19 protein-coding genes are annotated in these 20318 nt (G+C 66.4%); 11 read left to right on the forward strand and 8 right to left on the reverse strand.

The window, feature by feature from the left end:
* Positions 1-102: 102 nt before the first annotated feature.
* Positions 103-1041: a metallophosphoesterase gene (locus tag FYJ28_RS12140; protein ID WP_229780428.1), complete on the reverse strand. Its 939-nt coding sequence runs from the start codon at positions 1039-1041 to the stop codon at positions 103-105.
* Between the two features lie 2 nt (positions 1042-1043).
* Positions 1044-3263 (reverse strand): transglycosylase domain-containing protein, encoded by a 2220-nt coding sequence (locus FYJ28_RS12145; protein ID WP_154579454.1) that lies wholly within the window; start codon positions 3261-3263, stop codon positions 1044-1046.
* A 37-nt stretch (positions 3264-3300) separates the two neighbouring features.
* Here FYJ28_RS12145 and FYJ28_RS12150 point away from each other — a divergent pair, with 37 nt between their 5' ends.
* Genes FYJ28_RS12150 through FYJ28_RS12160 form a run of 3 tightly spaced genes read left to right on the forward strand, consistent with a single transcriptional unit; the run spans position 3301 to position 4842 of the window.
* Entirely contained in the window at positions 3301-3456 is a 156-nt protein-coding gene (locus FYJ28_RS12150; protein ID WP_141653630.1) for a DUF4177 domain-containing protein, read from the forward strand.
* A complete protein-coding gene (locus FYJ28_RS12155; protein ID WP_154579455.1) occupies positions 3456-3938 on the forward strand; it encodes a RidA family protein in 483 nt (160 codons plus the stop codon). The genes FYJ28_RS12150 and FYJ28_RS12155 overlap by 1 nt, the downstream gene beginning before the upstream one ends.
* A complete protein-coding gene (locus FYJ28_RS12160; protein ID WP_154579490.1) occupies positions 3931-4842 on the forward strand; it encodes an NUDIX hydrolase in 912 nt (303 codons plus the stop codon). The genes FYJ28_RS12155 and FYJ28_RS12160 overlap by 8 nt, the downstream gene beginning before the upstream one ends.
* 60 nt (positions 4843-4902) lie before the next feature.
* Here FYJ28_RS12160 and FYJ28_RS12165 read toward each other — a convergent pair whose 3' ends face one another.
* The gene (locus FYJ28_RS12165; RefSeq protein ID WP_055239104.1) at positions 4903-5580 is read right to left on the reverse strand and encodes a Crp/Fnr family transcriptional regulator; all 678 of its coding nucleotides are present in this window, start codon (positions 5578-5580) and stop codon (positions 4903-4905) included.
* 221 nt (positions 5581-5801) lie between these two features.
* Between FYJ28_RS12165 and FYJ28_RS12170 the strand changes: the two genes are divergently transcribed.
* Positions 5802-6983 carry a MarP family serine protease gene (locus FYJ28_RS12170; protein ID WP_055239105.1) on the forward strand — a complete coding sequence of 394 codons (1182 nt, stop codon included), beginning with the start codon at positions 5802-5804 and terminating at the stop codon, positions 6981-6983.
* Here the strand turns inward: FYJ28_RS12170 and aroQ are convergent.
* The 3 genes from aroQ to FYJ28_RS12185 form a co-directional block, all read right to left on the reverse strand.
* Positions 6973-7452: a type II 3-dehydroquinate dehydratase gene (aroQ, locus tag FYJ28_RS12175; protein ID WP_154579457.1), complete on the reverse strand. Its 480-nt coding sequence runs from the start codon at positions 7450-7452 to the stop codon at positions 6973-6975. The genes FYJ28_RS12170 and aroQ overlap by 11 nt on opposite strands.
* Positions 7453-7460: 8 nt before the next feature.
* A complete protein-coding gene (locus FYJ28_RS12180) occupies positions 7461-8789 on the reverse strand; it encodes an MFS transporter (RefSeq protein ID WP_326831685.1) in 1329 nt (442 codons plus the stop codon).
* A gap of 155 nt (positions 8790-8944) precedes the next feature.
* Complete coding sequence (locus FYJ28_RS12185) at positions 8945-9523, reverse strand: TetR/AcrR family transcriptional regulator (protein WP_154579458.1); 579 nt, start codon at positions 9521-9523, stop codon at positions 8945-8947.
* 125 nt (positions 9524-9648) lie between these two features.
* On the opposite strand from FYJ28_RS12185, the gene FYJ28_RS12190 reads away from it, so the two are divergent.
* The gene (locus tag FYJ28_RS12190) at positions 9649-10071 is read left to right on the forward strand and encodes an organic hydroperoxide resistance protein (protein WP_055239109.1); all 423 of its coding nucleotides are present in this window, start codon (positions 9649-9651) and stop codon (positions 10069-10071) included.
* A gap of 17 nt (positions 10072-10088) precedes the next feature.
* On the opposite strand, the gene acs is transcribed toward FYJ28_RS12190, so the two are convergent.
* Entirely contained in the window at positions 10089-12077 is a 1989-nt protein-coding gene (gene acs / locus FYJ28_RS12195) for an acetate--CoA ligase (protein ID WP_154579459.1), read from the reverse strand.
* Between the two features lie 322 nt (positions 12078-12399).
* Between acs and FYJ28_RS17375 the strand changes: the two genes are divergently transcribed.
* From FYJ28_RS17375 to FYJ28_RS12215, 3 genes are all read left to right on the forward strand, one after another.
* Positions 12400-13752, forward strand: coding sequence for a hypothetical protein (locus FYJ28_RS17375; RefSeq protein ID WP_229780429.1), 1353 nt, complete (start codon positions 12400-12402; stop codon positions 13750-13752).
* Between the two features lie 77 nt (positions 13753-13829).
* A complete protein-coding gene (nth, locus tag FYJ28_RS12210) occupies positions 13830-14621 on the forward strand; it encodes an endonuclease III (RefSeq protein ID WP_154579460.1) in 792 nt (263 codons plus the stop codon).
* Complete coding sequence (locus FYJ28_RS12215) at positions 14618-15301, forward strand: NUDIX hydrolase (RefSeq protein WP_154579461.1); 684 nt, start codon at positions 14618-14620, stop codon at positions 15299-15301. The genes nth and FYJ28_RS12215 overlap by 4 nt, the downstream gene beginning before the upstream one ends.
* Here FYJ28_RS12215 and FYJ28_RS12220 read toward each other — a convergent pair whose 3' ends face one another.
* Entirely contained in the window at positions 15302-16963 is a 1662-nt protein-coding gene (locus FYJ28_RS12220) for a bifunctional 3'-5' exonuclease/DNA polymerase (RefSeq protein ID WP_154579492.1), read from the reverse strand.
* A 226-nt stretch (positions 16964-17189) separates the two neighbouring features.
* On the opposite strand from FYJ28_RS12220, the gene ssd reads away from it, so the two are divergent.
* The 3 genes from ssd (at position 17190) to FYJ28_RS12235 (ending at position 20309) form a co-directional block, all read left to right on the forward strand.
* Complete coding sequence (gene ssd, locus FYJ28_RS12225; protein WP_195840666.1) at positions 17190-18311, forward strand: septum site-determining protein Ssd; 1122 nt, start codon at positions 17190-17192, stop codon at positions 18309-18311.
* Positions 18308-19510 (forward strand): TadA family conjugal transfer-associated ATPase, encoded by a 1203-nt coding sequence (locus tag FYJ28_RS12230; RefSeq protein WP_154579463.1) that lies wholly within the window; start codon positions 18308-18310, stop codon positions 19508-19510. Before ssd ends, FYJ28_RS12230 begins: the two co-directional genes overlap by 4 nt.
* A 217-nt stretch (positions 19511-19727) precedes the next feature.
* Positions 19728-20309 (forward strand): type II secretion system F family protein, encoded by a 582-nt coding sequence (locus tag FYJ28_RS12235; RefSeq protein WP_154579464.1) that lies wholly within the window; start codon positions 19728-19730, stop codon positions 20307-20309.
* Positions 20310-20318: the final 9 nt, after the last annotated feature.

The following is a 20318-nucleotide window of genomic DNA, read 5'->3' on the forward strand; positions in this document are numbered from 1 at the left end:
CCGGGCACCGTTACGACGCGGCGCACACGAATCGGACTTCCGCACCGAGATGACAGAAACTGCACGAAAGAGGGCGTCTAACGTGCAGTTTCTGTTATCTCGTTACGCCGCGGGAGTGAGCGTGAGCAGGACCGCCTCGGGACGGCAGGCGAAGCGCACCGGAGCAAACCTCGAGGTGCCGATGCCCGCGGAAACGTTCAGCGGAACGGTCCGGCCGTTGTGTTCCCAGTCCGTCAGGCCCTTGGCACGCCAGGTCGGCAGGTCGCAGTTGCTCACCAGTGCACCGTAGCCGGGGATGCATACCTGCCCGCCGTGGGTGTGTCCGGCAAGGATCAGCTGCGCGCCGCCGTCAGTGAAGTAATCCAGCACCCGCTGGTACGGCGCATGCGCGACTCCGATGCGCAGGTGACGGGCCGAGCCCGACGTCGAGCTCCCGGACGGGAAACCGGCGTACCGGTCGCGCTTGAGGTGGGGATCATCAACACCCGAGAAGTCCAGGCGCAGTCCGTTCAGAACCGTCGACTGGTTCCGGTTCGTCAGGTCAATCCAGCCGGCGTTGCCGAACGAAAAGAACATGTCAGCCCACGGCAGCTTGGCAGGGTTCTTGCGCAGTTTCGAGGGCGACGTGAAGTACGTGAACGGATTCTTCAGCACCGGCGCGTAGTAGTCATTGGAACCCGGCACAAAAACACCCGGAAAACGCATGAGCGGCTTGAGGGCTTCCAGCAGCGGAGGCACTGCCTCCTGGTGGCTCAGGTTGTCTCCGGTGTTCACCACCAAATCCGGTTCCAGGTCAGCCAGGGACTGCAGCCAGCGGGTTTTGCGCTCCTGGCCGGGAACATAGTGGATGTCCGAAAGGTGCAGGACACGCATCGGCTTGCTGCCCGGGGGCAGCACAGCCACGGTCTCTGTGCGGATACCGAAAAGGTTCCGTTCAATGAGTGAGCCGTAGGCAAAGGCCGCGGCGCCGGCAGCAGCGAAGCTGCCGGCAGTCCACGCGGCGGATCGAAGGACCGGGGCCACCGGATTGTTAGTCGCCAAGATCAGTCGTCGTTATTCCGGTTGTTGTTGTTGCCGTTATCCCTGTTGTTGTCCCGGGCAGGTGCGCTGGGCGCCGGCCGCGGCGCAGGAGCCTGGCCCACGATGTTGGCAGGCGGGTTGGCGAAGGGATTGGCTTCGTATTGGCCGGGTACGCGCTGGATGAAGTTCTTCCAGGACGGGCCGGCAATCAGCGAGCCGTCGATTTCCGGGTAGTACCGGCCGCCGATCAGCTTGTCGGACATTGAGGTGTTGTTGGCCTTCCAGTTTCCGATCCAGGATGCGGTGGACATGCCGGTGCTGTAGCCCATGAACCACGTCTGGGACCGGTAGTCGTTGGTGCCGGTCTTGCCGGCGATGGGCACGCCTACCTGCAGGTTGATGCCGGAACCGTTGGTCATCACGCGCTGGGTGGCCATGTTCACGCCCTGGGCAACCTCCTTGCGCATGACCTGCTCGCAGTCCTGTTCGGGAACCGGGTATTCGGTACCGTCGCTGCCCTTTACGGACTCCAGCGCACGGGGCTCGCACATTAGGCCTTCAGCGGCGAAGGTCGCAAAGCCCGTCGCCATGGCCAGCGGCGAGGCGTCGCCGCCGCCGCCGAAGGTCGACGGCGGATTCACGGCCAGCATTTCGCGTTCACCTGATGCGCTCTTGCCGTTGTGCACGCCCGCAGCGAAGGCCATCTGCTGGAATTTGCACAGATCCAGCTCGTTGGCCGAAGCCAGGGTGATGGTGTTCAGGGACTGGGCCAGGCCTTCGAGCACGGTTGTGTTGCGGTAGTTCGTGTCCCCGTAGTTAATCGGGGTCCACGGATCCAGGATGGCGTACCGGCCGCCGGGCAGGCAGCTGGCGTTCCAGGTGTGGCCGGCAGGGTAGGTCCGCTTGTTGCCGTTCAGCTGGGCGTTCAGCGTCTTGCCGGAATCCAGCCAGGCTGCAACTGTGAACGGTTTGTACGTAGAGCCGGGCTGGAATCCGCCCAGGCCGTTCAGGAGCTTGTTGGGATCACCGTCCTGGTATGCGTCCACGTTGAAGTTCTGCACGGAGTTTCCGGCTGCCAGCTCCGGGGTATACCGGGTGTTCTGGGCCATCACCAGGATCTTTCCGGTGCCCGGCTCCACGCTGACCATCGAGTGGCCGATCTCCGCATCCGTTGTGTCCGGGTTGGCGGTCTCGTTGATCGCTGCCTGGGCAGCGTTCTGCAGCGTGGGGTTCAGTGTGGTGGTGATGCTGAGTCCGCCGCGGTACAGCAGTTTGGTGCGGTCCTCGTAGGTGGCTCCGTAGCGCTCGTCGTTGAGCACCAGCTGCTTGACGTAGTCGCAGAAGTAGGGTGCCTGTTCGGCGCCGACACACCCGTTGAGGACCGGAGTCAGGTTCAGTTCCAGGTCGGTGGCAACCGCGGCGTCGTGCTCTTCCTGGGTGATCCTGCCCTTTTCCAGCATGGCGTCAAGCACCAGGTTGCGCCGTGCGATCGAGCGCTCCGGGTTCAGCTCGGGGCTGTAATAGGTGGGTCCATTGACGACGCCGGCAAGCAGCGCGGCCTGGGCGATGCTCAGGTCCTTGGCGTCAACGTCAAAGAAGTACCGGGATGCAGCCTGGACACCGAAGGTGGTGCCGCTGAAGGGCACAATGTTGAAGTACCCCTCCAGGATCTCGTCCTTGCTGAGTTCCTTCTCCACGGCGATGGCAAGCTTGACTTCGCGCAGCTTGTCGCCAATGGTCTTCTGCCCGCTGAAGACCACCTCCCCGCCTTCCTGGAGGTTGGTGTCGATGATTACGTTGTTGACGTACTGCTGCGTGATGGTGGAGGCGCCGCGGGTCCTGTCGGAGGTGACGTTGGAAACGATGGCACTGAAGATGCCCTGCAGATCGACGCCGCCGTGCTCGTAGTAGCGGTCGTCTTCGATGGCCAGCATCGCGTCGACCATGTGCGGAGAGACCTGGTCCAGCGTGACCGGCTGGCGGTTCTCCTCATAAATGGTCGCAATGAGGGACCCGTCGTTCGCATAGATCCGGGAGGGCTCAGCCAGCGCTCCCCGCTGCAGTTCAGAGGGCAGCTCATCGAAGAACTGGATGGAACCGGAGGCTGCCGTGCCGGCGGCGGCGGCGGCCGGTACCAGCAGCCCGGCGGCCAGGACACCGCACAATGCGCTCACGCCAAAGAAGGCGACGATCTTGCCCAGAGTGGTAGCAGTGTCAAAAAAAGGGGATTTGCGAGCTGCCATGCCGATCAGTCTACAAGCACGCGCTAGTCTTTGGATCATGAGCAAATGGGAATACTTCATTACACCGCTGCCTTTGCATACCCCCGGAGCCGTGCTGAACATGCACGGTGAGGAAGGGTGGGAGCTGGTGCAGATCACCCCGGCCCCGAACGGTACCGGTTCGGTGGCCTACATGAAGCGGGAGAAGGCCTGATGAGTGCGGCTCCGGAGGCGGTTTCCGCCGTCGAGCAGCGCCTGGCCGAACTCGGGCTGGAACTGCCTCCGGTTGCCGCGCCGGTCGCGGCCTATGTTCCCGCTGTTGTGAGCGGGAACCACGTGTTCACTTCCGGACAGCTGCCCTTTATTGACGGTAAGCTGCCGGCCGCCGGCAAGGTCGGAGCGGCAGTCTCCGCCGAGGATGCGAAGGCCTATGCGGCACGCTGCGCGGTGAACGCCATGGCTGCCATCAAGGCACAGATCGGAGACCTCGACCGGGTCACACGGATCGTCAAGGTTGTCGGATTCGTGGCCTCGGACCCGTCCTTCACCGGCCAGCCCGGAGTCATCAACGGTGCCTCCGAACTGCTGGGCCAGGTCTTTGGCGAGGCCGGAAGCCATGCCCGTTCGGCCGTCGGCGTTGCGGTACTGCCGCTTGACGCGCCGGTTGAAGTGGAAGTGATTGCCGAATTTGCCTAGCGTCTCCACCCGGCATTTCCAGCTGCCGCCCTGGCAACAGGGCGCAGCACAAAGCTGGTTTGAACGCGGCGAGGGTACGCCGCGCAAACCCCGCGCGGCGTCGTCCGTCCTTTTGCTGCGTGACTCACGCCAGGGGGCTGAAACGTACCTGCGTTACCGCCGGGGCGAGAGCCCGCTGGGCAAGATCGCCTTTCCCGGCGGAAGCCTCGAAGCAGCCGACGACGATCCGGTGGCCTGGTATGGGCCGGTACCTGCAGAGTGGGCACGGATGCTGGGGATGGACGATCCGCAGCAGGCCCGCCGGCACGTAGTCGCCGCCGTACGGGAGCTGTTCGAGGAAACCGGGGTGCTCCTGGCGGGCCCGGATGAGGCCACGCTGCTTGAGAGCAACCGGGGGGCCGACTGGATGGCTGCCCGTGAGGGCATTGCCTCCGGGGAGCTGTCCCTTCCGCAGCTGCTTTCCAAGCGCGGCCTGGGCCTGCGCAGCGACCTGCTGCGCCCGCTGACCCACTGGCTGACCGCGGACTTTGCCCTGCGGCGCTTTGACACCCGTTACTTTGCCGCCGTCCAGCCGCTGGGACAGGACACCTCGCTGCTGGAAAGCAAGGGTGTGTGGGGCCAGTGGCGGGTTGCGAGCGACGAGATCGAACGTGCCGCCACAAGTGAACTAGGTGATGAGGTCGGCCAGCCGGACACCGTGGGGCTGACGCTGGAGCAGCTCACCGTACCCGGCGTGCTGCTGATGATCGAAAAGCTGGCTAAGGCCCGCGGCTGCATCGCATACCTGGCCCACCGCCGGGCGAACGATGTGTTCCAGCCGCAGCTGATCGACGCCGGCGGCGCCTACGTCCTGCAGGTCAGCACGGTCGACGCCGCGGAAGGCTGCGGGCAGCGCGGCCGCTGAGACAAGCCAAAACGGCGCCGCCCCCGACAGGGAGCGGCGCCGTTTTTTGTGTCCTTGACTCTAGCGTGAACGCTGGCGCAGACGCTGCACGTCCAGAATGACGACGGCGCGGGCTTCCAGCCGCAGCCAGCCGCGCTGGACGAACTCAGCCAGGGCCTTGTTCACGGTCTCACGCGAAGCGCCGACGAGCTGGGCCAGTTCTTCCTGCGTCAGTTCGTGGGCTACGAGGATGCCGTCGGTCGCGGGCCGGCCGAAACGGTCGGCGAGGTCCAGCAGTGCCTTGGCCACGCGGCCCGGAACGTCCGAGAAGACCAGGTCCGCGAGGGACTCGTTGGTGCGGCGAAGGCGGCGGGCCAGGGCCTGCAGCAGCTGCACGGAAACTTCCGGACGCGTTTCGATGAGGGCACGCAGGTTCTCGTGGCGCAGGCCGGCAAGGCGCGTTTCGGAGACGGCGGTGGCCGTAGCGGTGCGGGGGCTCGGATCGAAAAGAGCCATCTCGCCGAACAATTCGCCCGGGCCAAGAATGGCCAGCAGGTTCTCGCGGCCGTCAGGGGCTGAACGCCCCAGCTTGATCTTTCCGGACACGATGAAATAGAGCTGGTCGCCCTGGTCGCCCTCGCGGAAGACAGAGGCTCCGCGGGACAGATCGACCTCGGTGAGTTCGTCGGTCAAAGCGGCGAAGACATCGTCTCCCAGTGAGGCGAACAAAGGCGCGCGGCGCAATACCTCGATATCCATGAAATCTCCTGTTATTAGTTGTCGCTTGTACTATCTTGCCGCACAGAACGGGCATGTGACAGCCGTAATAGCTTTGTTCGCCCTCGGATGATAAAACGCACCCCCTAATGTGCGCGGGATTACACGGCCCTCGAATCGTCAGTGCCGCCCGTTAGACTCGGGAGGCAAAAGGGCTCTGACCGGCAGCCGCACGTACACGTACACCCATATTGGAGCTCTTTGTGCTCGGATTCACTGTTCTGGACATCATTCTGGGGCTGTCCCTGCTCTTTTACCTGCTGGCAGGCCTGCGGAACGGCCTGGCGGTTACCCTCGGCGGCATCGTCGGGTTTGTTGCAGGTGCCGTTGCCGCGTTCTTCGCAATCCCCCTGGTCTCGAGCTGGGTGCCCGACGAGGGGTGGCGCCTCGCAGCTGTGATCGCGACCGCCGTCGTACTGGTCCTGGTGGGCCACGCGGCCGGGGCCGCCCTGGGCGGTGCGGTCCGTCGCTGGTTCAACTTCGCACCGCTGCGGGCGCTGGACCGGATTCTGGGCGGTGCGCTGAATGTGGTGGTGGCGGCGCTCGTGATGTCGATGCTGGCATTCAGCATTGGAACTTTGGGAATGCCCTTCCTTTCGCAGCAGATCGCCTCGTCGAAGGTCCTGATGGCAATCGACTCGGTGACCCCCAACGCGGTCAAGACGCTGGCGGCGCAGGTGCGTTCGTTCACGCTGGATGAGGGCCTGCCGCGGATTTTTGACAGCGCTGCACCGGAGGCGGTGGAGCTTCCTGCCGAGGGGATCAGCTCCGAGGCGCTGACCGCGGCTTCCTCCTCCGTCCTCAAGATCACCGGCACCGCCTTCCAATGCGGACAGAACCAAACCGGTTCCGGGTTCGTCATTGCGGATGACCGGGTGATCACCAACGCCCACGTGGTTGCAGGGGTCAGCGAGCCCGTGGTCCAGGTGCCCGGAGGCGGTGTGCTGCCCGGACGGGTGGTGCACTTCGACCCGGCACGGGATTTGGCTGTCATCGCCGTCGAGAACCTGTCAGCCGAGCCGCTTGACCTTGGAGAAGAACTTCCCAACGGGACCACTGCTGCCTTTGCCGGCTACCCGGCGGGCGGTCCGTTCCGGCTTCAGACTGCAGTCGTGCAGAACCTCGGCGACGTGTCCGTGCGGAGCATCTACGGAACGTCCCCGGAGGTGCTTCAGGTGTACACCCTGGCGGCCAACGTGCAGCAGGGCAACTCCGGCGGCCCACTGCTGGATATCGACGGCCAGGTGGCAGGCGTGGTGTTCGCCAAGACCACCGGCGACCAGCCGATCGGTTACGCCCTTTCGCTCGCTGAGCTGGCACCCATTGCGGAAGCCGCTCCGGACTACCGCAGTGCGGTCTCGCCGGGGGAATGCATCAGCGAGTAGCTGCCCCGGAGCCCGCCTTGGCGTCCAGGGCAGAGGCGAGGTAGTCCACCGCCATCCGGTAACCGGCCACGCCGGCACCGCAGATTACTACGTCTGCCACTGCCGAGACGTAGGAGTGGTGCCGGAATTCCTCGCGCTTGTGGATGTTGCTCAGGTGTACTTCCACCACCGGCAGGCCGACCCCGGACAGGGCGTCGCGGATGGCCACGGAGGTGTGGCTGTATGCGGCGGGGTTGATGATGATCGCGTCAGCCAGCCCGGGTGCGCCGTGGATGGCATCGATCAGGTCACCCTCGTGGTTGGACTGGATGCAGTCCGCCGTCCAGCCGTGCGATTCTGCTGCTGCGACAGCGGTTTCCTCGACGTCCTCCAGCGTGTCCGTGCCGTAGACCGCGGGTTCGCGGGTTCCGAGCAGGTTCAGGTTGGGGCCGTTCAGGATCAGGAGGTTGCGGGTGCGTTCGGTAGTCATGGGTTCCACTATGCCGCAACGGCTTCGGCGGACTCAGTCTGTGACTGTGCCCGGATCTTCCGGGAAGCGGCGAGGGCGCCGGCGATGGTGATCAGGGACATCAGCGCCAGGACCGCGCCGGGATGCCACCAGACCGCGGAGGTGGCGTCGGAGAAGAGCTGGGTGACTGCCGGAGTAAAGCCTGCGGCGATGCCGGCGAAGCTGTAGGCCAGGGACATGGCGGTGTAGCCGGTCCGGGCCGGGAACAGGTCCGCCATCAGTCCGCCCAGGGCTGCCCAGGCGGCGGTCGGGGCGATGCCGCCGATCAGGATGGTCAGGATGTACAGCGGCTGGTCGGCGATGCTGATCAGGTAGTACAGGGGGAACGAGATGATTGCGGTGGCGGCGGCACCGCCGGCAACAACGCGGGCCGAGCCAACCCGGGTGGCCAGCCACCCGAAGGCGGGAATGGTGGCCAGCTGAAGCACGGAACCCACCAATGCTGCGTTGAGGACCGTGGATTCGGACAGCCCCAGGACGGTGGTGCCGTAGGCCTGCGTATAGGTGGTCATGAGGAAGTACGATCCGATGCCCAGCAGTGCGGCGGCCATGGCAATGACGACGGCGGCGGGCTGGCTGCGCAGGACCTCAAGGACAGGAACACGGGCCACCTGGTGGTGCTCTGCGACGTCCTTGAAGACGGGAGTCTCGTCAATGGCGAGACGGAGGTAGAGGGCCACTGCCATGAACGGGAAGGCCAGGAGGAACGGGATCCGCCAGACACCGGCCTCCATGGCTTCGGGAGAGACCTGGGTCAGGATCAGGAAGGTGGCCGTGACCATGATGGTGCCAACGGGCGAACCGATCTGGGGGATGGCAGCGTACAGGGCGCGCTTCTTCGGTTCGGCATGTTCGCTGGCGATCAGGACTGCTCCGCCCCACTCCCCGCCAACGGCCAGGCCCTGCAGCAGCCGCAGGGCCACCAGCAGGATTGGTGCCCAGACGCCGATCGCCGCATAGTCCGGCAGCAGGCCGATGATGCCGGTGGCCAGGCCCATCAGGACGATGGTGTAAATCAGGGACTTCTTCCGGCCCACCCGGTCACCGATGTGGCCGAACAGCACTGCGCCCAGCGGCCGGGCAACGAATCCCATGCCCAGGGACAGGAATGCCAGCAGCGTCCCGGTCAGGGGATCCACGTCCGGGAAGAACACCCGGTTCAGGATGAGGGCTGCAGCCGTTCCGAAAACATAGAAATCGTAGGATTCAAGCGCTGTTCCAACGAAGGAAGCACCGGCGACCCTGCGGGCCATCACGGAACGCTGGGCGGGGTTCACGGGTGTGGAGGAAGTAGACACAAGTGCTGATTGTGCTAGGTGCCGGGAGCTTTGGCCAGTCGCTGAGTTCAACGTCACTATTTGGGCTGCTGGTCGCCGGTCTCCCGCGCCGAACAGCGTCCCGCCCCGAAAGGACAAAGGCTGGCGTGTCCGGCTCCGCGCCGGCGCCCGCGGCGTTAGGCCGGGCGGTTGGTGGGGATGTGCTGCTGCAGGACGGCGCCGCCGGCCTGGAGCAGCGAATCGCCCACCAGCGCCGGATCGGACACGTAGCCGTGGACCATGGCGCCGTCCCGCAGCATGATCAGCTGGTCAGCCACGAGTCCTGGGTTCTGCGCACCCAGCCTGCCCGCCAGCTCCGCGACCAGGGCGCGGAACCAGTCCCGGTGGCGCGCGACGGCAATACGGACCGGATGTTCGGCCTCCGGGTACTCCGCGGCGGCATTAATGAAGGGGCAGCCGCGGAAACCCGGCCTGCAGGTTTCATCGCCCATGGCCTGGGCCAGTGCCGCCAGGGCACGGCACGGATCATCCGGCAGGTTCCCGGCAGCTTCCCGGATCCGTTCCGACTGCTGGTCGAGATACGCCTCCACCAGGTTGTCCTTGGTGGGGAAGTAGCGGTAGAACGTGACCTTCGTGGTGCCGGCGGCAGCGATGATCTTGTCCGCGCTCACGGCACGGATTCCCTCGCGGTAAAAGGCCTCGCCGGCGGCGGCCAGGATGCGCTCGCGGACAGGCCGCACTGGCGTGGGTGCCAAGGGAAACCTCCTGAAGTAGTTCCGGGCCGGGGCTGGCCATTAGTAGACTTACTAGTTAGTCTACTGCTAGAACGGCGGAACGTCGCCCTTCCAAGCGTCCAGTGTTCCAACCGAAGGAGAACCCGATGAGTGCCCTTTACACAGCAGTTGCCACCGCAACCGGTGACGGCAGGAACGGAGAAGCCCGGACCAGCGACGGCCTGCTGGAAGTCGATCTTGCGGTTCCGAAGGAAATGGGCGGAGCCGGCGGGGCCACCAACCCCGAGCAGCTCTTTGCAGTCGGCTACGCAGCCTGCTTCCACTCGGCACTGAAGATGGTCGCCCGCCAGGCCAAGGCAGAGATCAGCGACAGCGCAGTGACCTCCGAGGTCAGCATCAATCCGAAGGAGGAGGGCGGTTTCCAGCTTTCCGTGGCACTGCACGTGGAGATGTCCGGAGTCGACCAGGCCACGGCAGACAAGCTGGTCCACGAGGCGCACCAGGTCTGCCCGTACTCGAATGCAACCCGGGGCAACATCGAGGTGGAAGTGGACGCCGTCGTCGGCTAGTCGATCCCTTCAACGAGCTACTTGCGCAGGGACTCGGCGATCTGGGACATCACTGTGTTGTCCGCCAGGGTGCTCGAATCGCCCGGCTCGCGGCCCTCGGCAACGTCCTTGAGCAGCCGGCGCATGATCTTCCCCGAACGAGTCTTGGGCAGCTCGGGAACCACCAGGATGTGCCGGGGCTTGGCGATCGGGCCGATCTCCTTACCCACGTGGTTGCGCAGGGTGGTGACGATGTCATCGTCGTCCTTGGCGCTGCCGCGCAGGATCACGAAGGCGACTACGGCCTCGCCGGTGGTGTCATCCGTGGCGCCAACCACGGCGGCCTCCGCCACTGACGGGTGGCTGACCAGCGCGGATTCGATTTCAGTGGTGGAGAGGCGGTGGCCGGAGACGTTCATGACGTCATCCACGCGGCCCAGCAGCCAGATGTCTCCGTCTTCGTCCTTCTTGGCGCCGTCGCCTGCGAAGTACATGTTGTCGAAACGGGACCAGTACGTGTCCTTGAAACGCTGCGGGTCGCCCCAGATGCCGCGCAGCATGGCGGGCCACGGCTCCTTCACGACGAGGAAGCCGCCGGAGCCGTTCGGCACCGGTTCGCCCATTTCATCCACCACGTCCACGGAGATGCCCGGTACCGGAACCTGGGCGGACCCGGGTTTCGTGGCCGTGACACCGGGCATGGGGGCGATCATGTGGGCACCGGTTTCGGTCTGCCACCAGGTGTCCACGATCGGGGCCGGAACTTCCTTCTTGCCGCCGTTTCCGCCGATCACCGTGCGGTACCACATCCAGGCTTCGGGGTTGATGGGTTCGCCCACCGTGCCGAGGACCCGGATGGAGTCCAGGTTGAACTTGCCCGGGATATCCCTGCCCCACTTCATGCAGGTGCGGATCGCCGTCGGCGCTGTATAGAGGATGGAGACCTTGTACTTCTCCACCAGCTCCCACCAGCGGCCCTGATGCGGGGTATCCGGGGTTCCTTCGTACATCAGCTGCGTGGCGCCGTTGACCAGCGGTGCGTAGGTGACGTAGCTGTGGCCGGTAACCCAGCCGACGTCGGCCGTGCACCAGTACACGTCCGTCTCGGGCTTCAGGTCGAAGGTGGCGCGGTGCGTGAAGGCGGTCTGTGCCAGGTACCCGCCGGTGGTGTGCAGAATGCCCTTGGGCTTCCCGGTGGTGCCGGAGGTGTAGAGGATGAACAGCGGATGTTCGGAATCATGCGGCACAGCGGTGTGCTCGCCGCTCGCGGAACCGACGACGTCGTCCCACCACAGGTCCCGGCCTTCGGTCCACTCGACCGGCTCGCCGTTGCGCTTGACCACGACGACGTTGGAAACGGTGTGCCCTTCCTTGACCAGGGACTCATCGACTGCCGGCTTGAGCAGGCTGGGCTTGCCCCGGCGGTATGAACCGTCCGCGGTGACAACGAGCTTTGCCTCGGCGTCGTCAATCCGGCTGCGGAGTGCATCGGCGGAGAAGCCTCCGAACACTAGCGAGTGGACTGCACCGATGCGGGCGCAGGCCAGCATGGTGATGACGGCCTCGGGGATCATGGGCAGGTACACGGCCACACGGTCGCCCTTGGAGACGCCGAGGGACTCGAAGGCATTGGCTGCCTTTTTTACCTCTTCAGTCAGCTCGGCGTAGGTGTACGTGCGGGTATCACCGGGCTCGCCCTCGAAGTAGATGGCAACCCGGTCTCCGCGTCCTTCCTCCACATGCCGGTCCAGCGCGTTGTACGAGGCATTGAGCTTGCCGCCCACGAACCACTTGGCGAACGGCGCGTCAGTCCAGTCCAGAGTCTGGGTGAAGTCTTCATCCCAGGTGAGCAGCTCCCGGGCCTGCCTGGCCCAGAACTCCGGCCCGGAAGCAGCGGCTTCCTCGTAGAGCCCGGGCTGAGCCACGGCGGAGGCTGCAAATTCCGCGCTTGGCGGAAAGCTGCGGCTCTCGTGGTAGAGGTTCTCCAGTGCGTCACCGTGCTGCTTGACCGGAGGCTGTTCAGACATCTCGGACCCTTTCCGTTGGCTTGAACCCGGCGCGGATGCCGGGCTGCGGCCCGGCCGGCGGGGCGGTTTAGCGATGTTGTCCTTACCCTAACGCGGCGAAGCCCAAGGTGTGGCACCGGTCACAACACCCTCCGTGAAACGGGGTAATTATGCGATAAACGGTAGCTCCGGCGCCCCGCCACGGGGGCTTACCGGTAGTCTGTCCTGCTGGCGTTGACTAGGCTGTCACTGAAAGCAAACCGCTTGTGGCGCCGCTGCGGCGGTGCCTCAGCACGGTCGGCGCACCCGCCTTCCGGTTGCTGCTGTCGGAACGGAGACCAGAATGAACCAGCCCCACGTTGAACACGAGGAACGCGCTGCCGCGGAGACCCCCGGCGCGCTGGCATCTGCACCCGGAGCAGGGGTCCGTGCGGTGGCAGGCCCGTTCGGGCTGCGGGACATCGTTGTGGGCGCAGCCGTCCTGGTAATGCTGGTCGGCAGCGTGCTGCCCTTTGCCGTTGCCGGCGGGCGCAACCTGTGGACGGTGTTCAGTCTGTTCTACGTCGGCATCGGGATCATCATGCCGCTGCTGGTCGCCGGACTTTTCGCTGCCCGCCGCCTGGCGCCGTCGGTCCGCCTTCGGGTTGGATCCCTCTCGCTGGACCAGTTCGCATCAGTGATAGCCGTGCTGGCCGCAATCTTCTTCTTCCTGCAGCTGGTCTATGTGTTCAGCATCGGGTCACTGCTGGGATTCATCGGTGCTGTGGCGCTGCTGGCCGCGACGACGTTCGCCCCGCACATCCCTCCTTTCTCCGCCGAGTTCAGCAACCGGACAGAGATTCCGGCACACCCGGTAGCCCGCGATGCGAAGCCGCTCCTGCGCGCACCCAAGCCTGTCCCGGCGCCCAAGCCTGAGAATGCAGGCGGACCCTCGGGTGCAGGTCCTGCGGGCGCGTTCGGTCAGCCCGGCCCTTCTGCCGCCGGTCCTGCAGCAGCCGGCCCCGCAGCAGCCGGCCCCGCAACCGGTGCCCAGCGGCCCGTGCAGGGTGCTCCCGCCGGGGCGCAGCAGCCGGGTACGCAAAGTGCTCCAGGCTCCGAACCCACTGCAAACACCGGCACACAGCCCGCTGCCGGACGGCCTGCCGGGACCGGAGCGGGCGCGGCCGCCGCTGGTGTTGCCGCTGCAGGTGCCGCTGGTGCTGGCGCTGGTGCGTCATCCGCTGCTGCCGGAGCAGGCGATTCCGCCACAGGAACCCCCGCTCCAGAACCTTCCGGCAGCGCCCCCGAACCAGGTGCTCCCGAATCCGCGGCCGCCGAACCCGGTGCCCCCGGATCCAGGGCCCAGGAACCCCGTACCTCCGCCGGAGAAGATCCGCTGCCGGCAACCACTGTGAACCCGGCCGTCCGGGGAGGGGCCCCGGGTTCGGAGCAGCCGGCCCCTGAATCGATTTCGGCTACCCGGGAAGAGAACGAGAACGTCGTTGAAGCCTTCTGGTTCGCCGTTGGCACACCCCGCCAGATTGTCGACGAGCGGACCGGACTGCCCCTGTTTATGTTCTACCCGGGCGACTGGGAACTCGGCCTGGAAGACCGCGGCCACGAGTTCCTGGTGCAGGACAAGCGGACCGGCCGGATCGGCGTCCTGCGTGACCTGACCAATATTGAGCGCGTCAGCGACGACAGCTCCGGCCACTAGATCAACACCCGATGCCCCGGCGCCCTGACACTGTTCAGGCGCCGGGGCATCGTTGACTGCGAAGGACACGACCTGACATGCCTACCGGCAACGATGCCTCCCAGCTGGCCCTGAAGCGACGGGCCCGGAAGATCAACCGCCTGCTTGGGGAGCTTTACCCCTATGCAGTGGCCGAGCTCGACTTCACGAACGCCTTCGAACTGCTGATCGCCACGGTGCTCTCCGCCCAGACGACTGACGTACGCGTCAACGCCGTCACCCCAGTGCTCTTCGCCCGGTACCCGGATGCCCGGGCGCTTTCGGAGGCGAACGAGGAGGAGCTGCAGGAACTGATCCGTCCCACCGGTTTCTTCAGGGCCAAGTCGGCAGCGATTAAGAAGCTAGCCACCCAGATTGTGGATGATTACGACGGCGAAGTTCCGAACAGGCTCGAAGACCTGGTGAAGCTGGCAGGGGTCGGCCGGAAGACCGCCAACGTGGTGCTGGGCAACGCTTTTGGAGTTCCGGGCATCACGGTGGACACCCACTTCCTGCGGCTGTCCCGCAGGCTCGGCTGGACTGGGTCGAAAGACCCGGTAAAGGTTGAGCAGGACGTAGCCGAGCTCTTTGAACCCAAGGACTGGACGCCGCTGTCCAACCGCGTGGTGTTCCATGGCCGGCGGGTTTGCCATGCCAAGAAGCCCGCGTGCGGTGCGTGCGCCGTCGCGCAGCTCTGCCCCTCCTACGGCGAAGGCGAAACGGACCCGGACAAGGCCCGGAAGCTGCTCAAGTATGAGCTGGCTCCCGGCCGCGAAGATCTCCTGGCCCGCATGATGGCCTCCGAAACCCGAGCCCAGCTGCGGGCTGCCGGCTACGGACTCGAAGCATGAGCGCACAGGCGCAGCTGGAAGTATTCGGGAATCTGGTCAGCGCCGGGGGCGGGGACTACGGACGCGACCTGCGTTTTCTGACCCGCGCCGTCGATCCGGCTGTTGCCCGCGAAGCCGCGGTCCTCATCCTCTTCGGCGTCCTGGACGAACACCCTTCCCGATTCCACTCCGAGGCGATCCCCGATGACCTCGATGTCCTGTTCGTGGAGCGCGCCTCGACCCTGAATGACCACCCCGGTCAGGTGGCCTTCCCCGGCGGGGGCGTGGACGCCTCCGACGCTGATGTGGTTGCCGCGGCGCTGCGCGAGGCGAACGAGGAAACCGGACTGGATCCGAGCGGCGTGCGGGTGCTTGGCACGCTGCCGAAGGTGGGCCTGCCGGTGAGCAATTTCCTGGTAACCCCGGTTCTGGGCTGGTGGGACAAACCAACGCCGGTGGACGTTGTGGACGAGGCCGAGTCTGCCTCCGTGTTCCGGGTCCCGGTGGCTGATCTGCTCAACCCCGCCAACCGCCGCACCACCGTGCTGCGCCGCGGCGGACAGGAGCACCGAGGTCCTGCGTTCCTGGTGAACGGTGTGGTGGTGTGGGGCTTCACCGCCCTGCTCCTGGACGAGGTGTTCAACCAGCTTGGGTGGACCCTGCCCTGGGACGAGGCGCAGGAGATGGTGCCGGAGGTTTAGCTACTTCGCCTCGGCATAGGAGTCGACGGCGGCGCAGACCACCGGGAACTCCAGCGGGATCTTGCCGAAGAGCAGGTCCGTGGCCTCGGCTGCGGCTTCGGTGACGATCGCTTCGGCTTCAGCCACCCGTCCGGCCGGAACGTGCAGCATCACTTCGTCGTGAAGGAAAAACACCAGCTGTCCCGCCGGTGAGGTGCCCGACGCCGCCCGCAGCCGCCGTCGTATTCCCGCCAGCCAGCAGGTGGCCCACTCTGCCGCGGTGCCCTGCACCACGAAGTTTCGCGTGAAACGGCCGCGCGAACGGGCCAGGTTATCTGCCCGCCGCTGCTCTTCGGCGGAGGAAGTCCGCTGCGAGGCCAGCCAGGCCCCGGATGCCGGGGGAGTGCTGCGCCCCAGGCGGGTGGATACCGTTCCGCCCGTCTCTCCGGTGCGTGCGGCGCGCTCCACGACGGCGATCGCGCGGGGGTAGCTGCGGGTCAGGACGGGCATCAGGCGGCCGGCTTCGCCGCTGGTCGCCCCGTACATGGCGCCAAGCATGGCTACCTTGGCCAGTGAACGGTCGCCGTTGAAGCCCTGGTCAGCAATGCCCTGGTAGAGGTCCTTGCCGCGCGCAGCAGTTGCCAGCGCTGAATCCTGGCCGAGGGCGGCCAGTACCCGGGGCTCGAGCTGGGCCGCGTCGGCCACCAGGAGCTTGTGGCCGGGGTCTGCGCGGACGGCGTCGCGGACGTTCCTGGGGATCTGCAGGGCTCCGCCGCCGCGTGAAGACCACCGGCCGGAGACCACGCCGCCCACCACGTACTCGGTGCGGAACCTGCCGTTCTCCACCCAGTCGTCGAGCCAGTTCCAACCGCTGGCCGAGAGCAGCCGGGCCAGTTTCTTGTAGCGCAGCAGCGGATCAATCGCGGGATGGTCCTGCTGTTCCAGTTCCCAGGTGCGGGTGGTTCGGACTTCGATGCCGGCGCGGTGCAGGGCCCGGAGCAGTTCCTGCGGCGAGTCGGGGTTGAAAGACGGGTTGTTCAGCTTGGCCCGCAGTTCCGCGACTGCGGCTTCGAGTTTGGCCGGCCGCTGGCCTTCGGGAGGGCGCGGGCCCAGCTGTTCCACCAGCATGGCTTCGTGCAGGTCCCGGCGCCAGGGCATGCCTGCGTGCTCCATCTCGGCGGCAACCAGTCCTCCGGCGGACTCGGCGGCCAGCAGGAGGGCGAGCCTGCGCCGTTCCGGACTGCCGGCAACGGCGGCGAGCTGGTCCTGGAGTTCTTCGGCGAGTTCCTCCACCGTGCGGCACTGCTGCCGGGCCCGGGGATCCAGTGAGTCCGCGCCGTCGAGTCCTTCGAACAGGGACCCCTGATCCTGGGCAGGCGGCAGGGGCAGCAGCTGCCGCGGCGCGAGATCCGGTTCGTCCTCCGGCCGGTGGGTGCGCAGTTCCTTGATGTAGGGCGTCTCTGCGGCGAATTCCGAGTTGCGCAGGATCTCCCGGGACAGAGTGAGGTCGTGGCTGCGATCAACAGTGATCCCTGCGGCCAGGAGCCTGCCGTAGGTCTCCCGGGTACGGTCCCAGACCCAGCGGACACTGCCTGCGGCGGCTATACGCCGCGCCAGCTCGGAGCCGGTTACGACGGCGGCGGGTGCGGTGGGTACGCCGGAACCATCCGTCTCCTGCAGCATCCAGTCGCTGGCTTCTGCAGGCCCGCCGCCATTGCGGTCAGCCGTTTTTGCCGGAACCAGGACGATGTACACCCTCCTATTCTGTCCTGCGCCGGTGACGTTTCCTGACGCACCGCCGCTGCACCCCTCCTCCACTCCCTGCCCCTGCACTGTTTCCGAAGGCGCGGGCTCAACAACGCCCGGGTTTCGCAGCCTCTGCACGGGCCGCAGGGTGGAGTCTGTGGCCATGACCGACACATTGTTCTGGCGTCCCGGCCCGCAGCCGCGAGAGGCACAAGTTACGTCAGCAGCCCTCCCGCCGGACGAAAGTGTTGTGCTGGTACGTCCGGCGGAGCAGCAACTGCAGGATGAGGTGGCACGGATTTCAGTTGCTGCCGGGGTGGACCTGGTGCTCGCGGAAACGCTGGCAGAAGCCGAGCAGAGCCGCCCAGGCATCGTGCTGGTGGACCGGCTTGGCCTTCGCGGAACCGGGGGAGCAGGGCTCTTCACCCGCCGTGGACCTGAGACGGTCTGTGTTGGGTACGCATCCGACCAGCCATGGACACAGGCAGCTCAGGCAGGAGCCGACCGTGTGGTGGTGCTGCCGGAAGGCAGCGCGTGGCTGGCGGAATACCTTGCACGCAGCCATGGACCGGCGGGGCGTGTCATCGGAGTCGCCGGAACCTTTGGCGGCTCCGGTGGGTCCACCCTTGCCTGTCTGCTGGCCCAGGAAGCTGCGTCTGCAGGCCACACGGTCCTGCTTGCCGACGGCGATCCCGCGGGCGCTGGTCTGGAGCACCGTCTGGGGGCCGAATACACTTCGGGGCTCCGGTGGCGGGACCTGGCAGATGTGCGGGGGACAGTGAACCCGCAGCAGCTCGCCTCGGCCCTGCCCGGCATCGGGTCCTTCTCCCTGCTCGCGCATCCTGCCGGAGAGGCCCCGCCCGGGCGCCTGGGGCTGGAGGTGCTGCCCACGGTGCTGCAGGCGGCGCGGGGCAGCTACGGGTTGACCATTCTGGATCTGGGAACCAGCCCGGCCCCAGGCTCACCCGCACTGGAGCAATGTGATGCCGTACTGGCGGTAGCTGCGGGACAGCCCGGGCGGCTGCTCTCTGCACGGTCCTGGTATGCGTCGCTGGGAGACCGCATTCCACCGGTATGGGCAGTGGTCAGGGGACCAATGGCTGAGGGTCTTGACGAAGTCCGAGTGGCAGCCCTCCTTGACCTGCCACTGGCTGGTTATCTGCCCTGGGCCCGTTCGCTGAACTCCGCCCAGGATGACGGGCAGCTGCTGCGGGTACGGCGCAGGAGACTGCGGCGTGCACTGGCCGGCATCCTGGCGGCACTTGATCCGCTGACGGCGCCATGACCGGCCGAAGGGTGCATCGGGGCACGGCTCCGGCTGCCGCGCCCCCCGGCTACGGTGCCGGCCTGGTGACCCAGGTCCGCGCCGACGTCCTGTCAGGGGATACGGCCGTCACCGGTGCTTCACTGGCGCAGGCGGTACGGGCCAGCGGACGGCTGCTCGGCGCTGAAGGAGCACTCCGCGCCGTGGACCGGGTCCGTGCGGATCTGCAGGGACTGGGTCCCCTTCAGCCTCTTCTCGCGCTTCCGGGCCTGACGGACATCCTGGTCAATGGACCTGAGGAAGTCTGGACAGACACCGGCCAGGGACTGCAGCGTGCCGGGATTCGCTTCGGTTCGGACACCGAGGTCCAGGCCCTGGCCTCCCGGCTGATCGCGGCCGGCGGACGGAGGCTCGACGACAGCTGCCCCTGCATGGATGTGCAGCTCGGCAGCTACCGGGTGCATGCAGTGCTGCCGCCGGTGTCCACAGGCTCCACGCTGCTCTCCATCCGGCTGCGATCTCCGCGCAGTTTCCCGCTTGAAGCGCTGGAAGCCGGAGGCATGCTGGACGGTGTTAGCGCCCGGGTTCTCCGCGACATCGTTGCCGGCCGGCTGAACTTCCTTATCAGCGGTGCTACCGGAACAGGCAAGACCACCCTTCTCTCCAGTCTGCTTTCACTCAGTGACCCCGCAGAGCGAATCGTCCTCATCGAAGACGCCGCCGAACTGGACCCGGCACACCCGCATGTGGTGGGACTTCAAAGCCGTCACACGAACGTCGAGGGCGCGGGGAAAGTCGATCTGCCGGACCTGGTGAGACAGGCGATGCGCATGCGGCCGGACCGCCTGATCGTCGGCGAATGCAGGGGCGCAGAAGTGAGGGAGCTGCTGGCGGCCATGAACACCGGGCACGACGGCGCAGGCGGCACCATACACGCCAACTCAGCGGCTACCGTACCGGCGCGTCTGGCTGCGCTGGGAGCCCTGGCCGGCATGAGCCCCCGGGCGCTGGCGATGCAGGCGGCAGGGGCGCTGGACGCGGTCGTTCACTTGGAACGTTCGGCGGAGGGCCGCCGCGTAGCCGGAATTTCCGTGCTGACGACTTCCACGGAGGGCGGGCTGCTGGCTCTTCCGGCTTTGTCTTTGAGTTCCGGAGGAATGCTGCGGCGGGAAGGGTGGGAACGGCTCGTGATGAGGCTGGAAGCGAAAGGGAGACGGTGATCTGCACAGGGACAGGGCTCCGGCAGCCCGCGGTATGAGCGGGGCACTGACAGGGCTGCTGCTGGCAGCGGCCTGGACGCTCCTGCTGACCCGTCCCGGGCAGGTCCTGGTAGAGGGGAAACGTAAGAGCATTGGGCACACCCCTCCGGCCGGCCGACCGGGGTCCCGCGGGAGGAGCCGGTTAGCGGGATCCGGGTTTCGGCCTGGAATCCGGGCAATGAAGCAGGACGAGGCGCTGCACCGGCTGCCGCTGCTGGTTCACCAGCTGGCGGGTCTTCTGGCTGCCGGACGCACCCCGGCTGATCTCTGGTCAGATGCAGCAGCCCTGAGCCGGGACGGGGGTGACGCCGACACCGCGGGCGTCCTGGAGTCAGCTGCGCGCGCAGCCGAACTGGGACTAAGCCCGGTATCCGCGCTCCGTGATGCAGCCCTGTCGGCGCGCGGACTGGAGGCTTCAGTGTGGAACGATCTCGCAGCGTGTGTACATACCGCCGAGCACAGCGGTGCTCCGCTGGCAAAGATCCTCGCCCGGTACGCCAAGGGGCTGGAAGGCTCACTGGATTCCCGGGCAGCGAGGGCGACAGCTCTGGCCGGGCCGAAGGCGACAGCCCGTCTGCTCACCTGGCTCCCGGTCGGTGGACTTGGACTCGGCTACGCCCTGGGCGCGGAGCCGCTGTCAGTGCTGACGCAAAGCCCTGCGGGCTGGGCTGCTGCGGGCACCGGAACTGTGCTCGCTATCGCGGCGCGCATCTGGTCAAAGGTTCTGGTGCGGCGGGCAACTGGCTCGGAAATGCAGTGAAGAGCGTGG

The organism is Arthrobacter sp. BL-252-APC-1A (assembly GCF_009696625.1).
Lineage (GTDB): Bacteria > Actinomycetota > Actinomycetes > Actinomycetales > Micrococcaceae > Arthrobacter_B.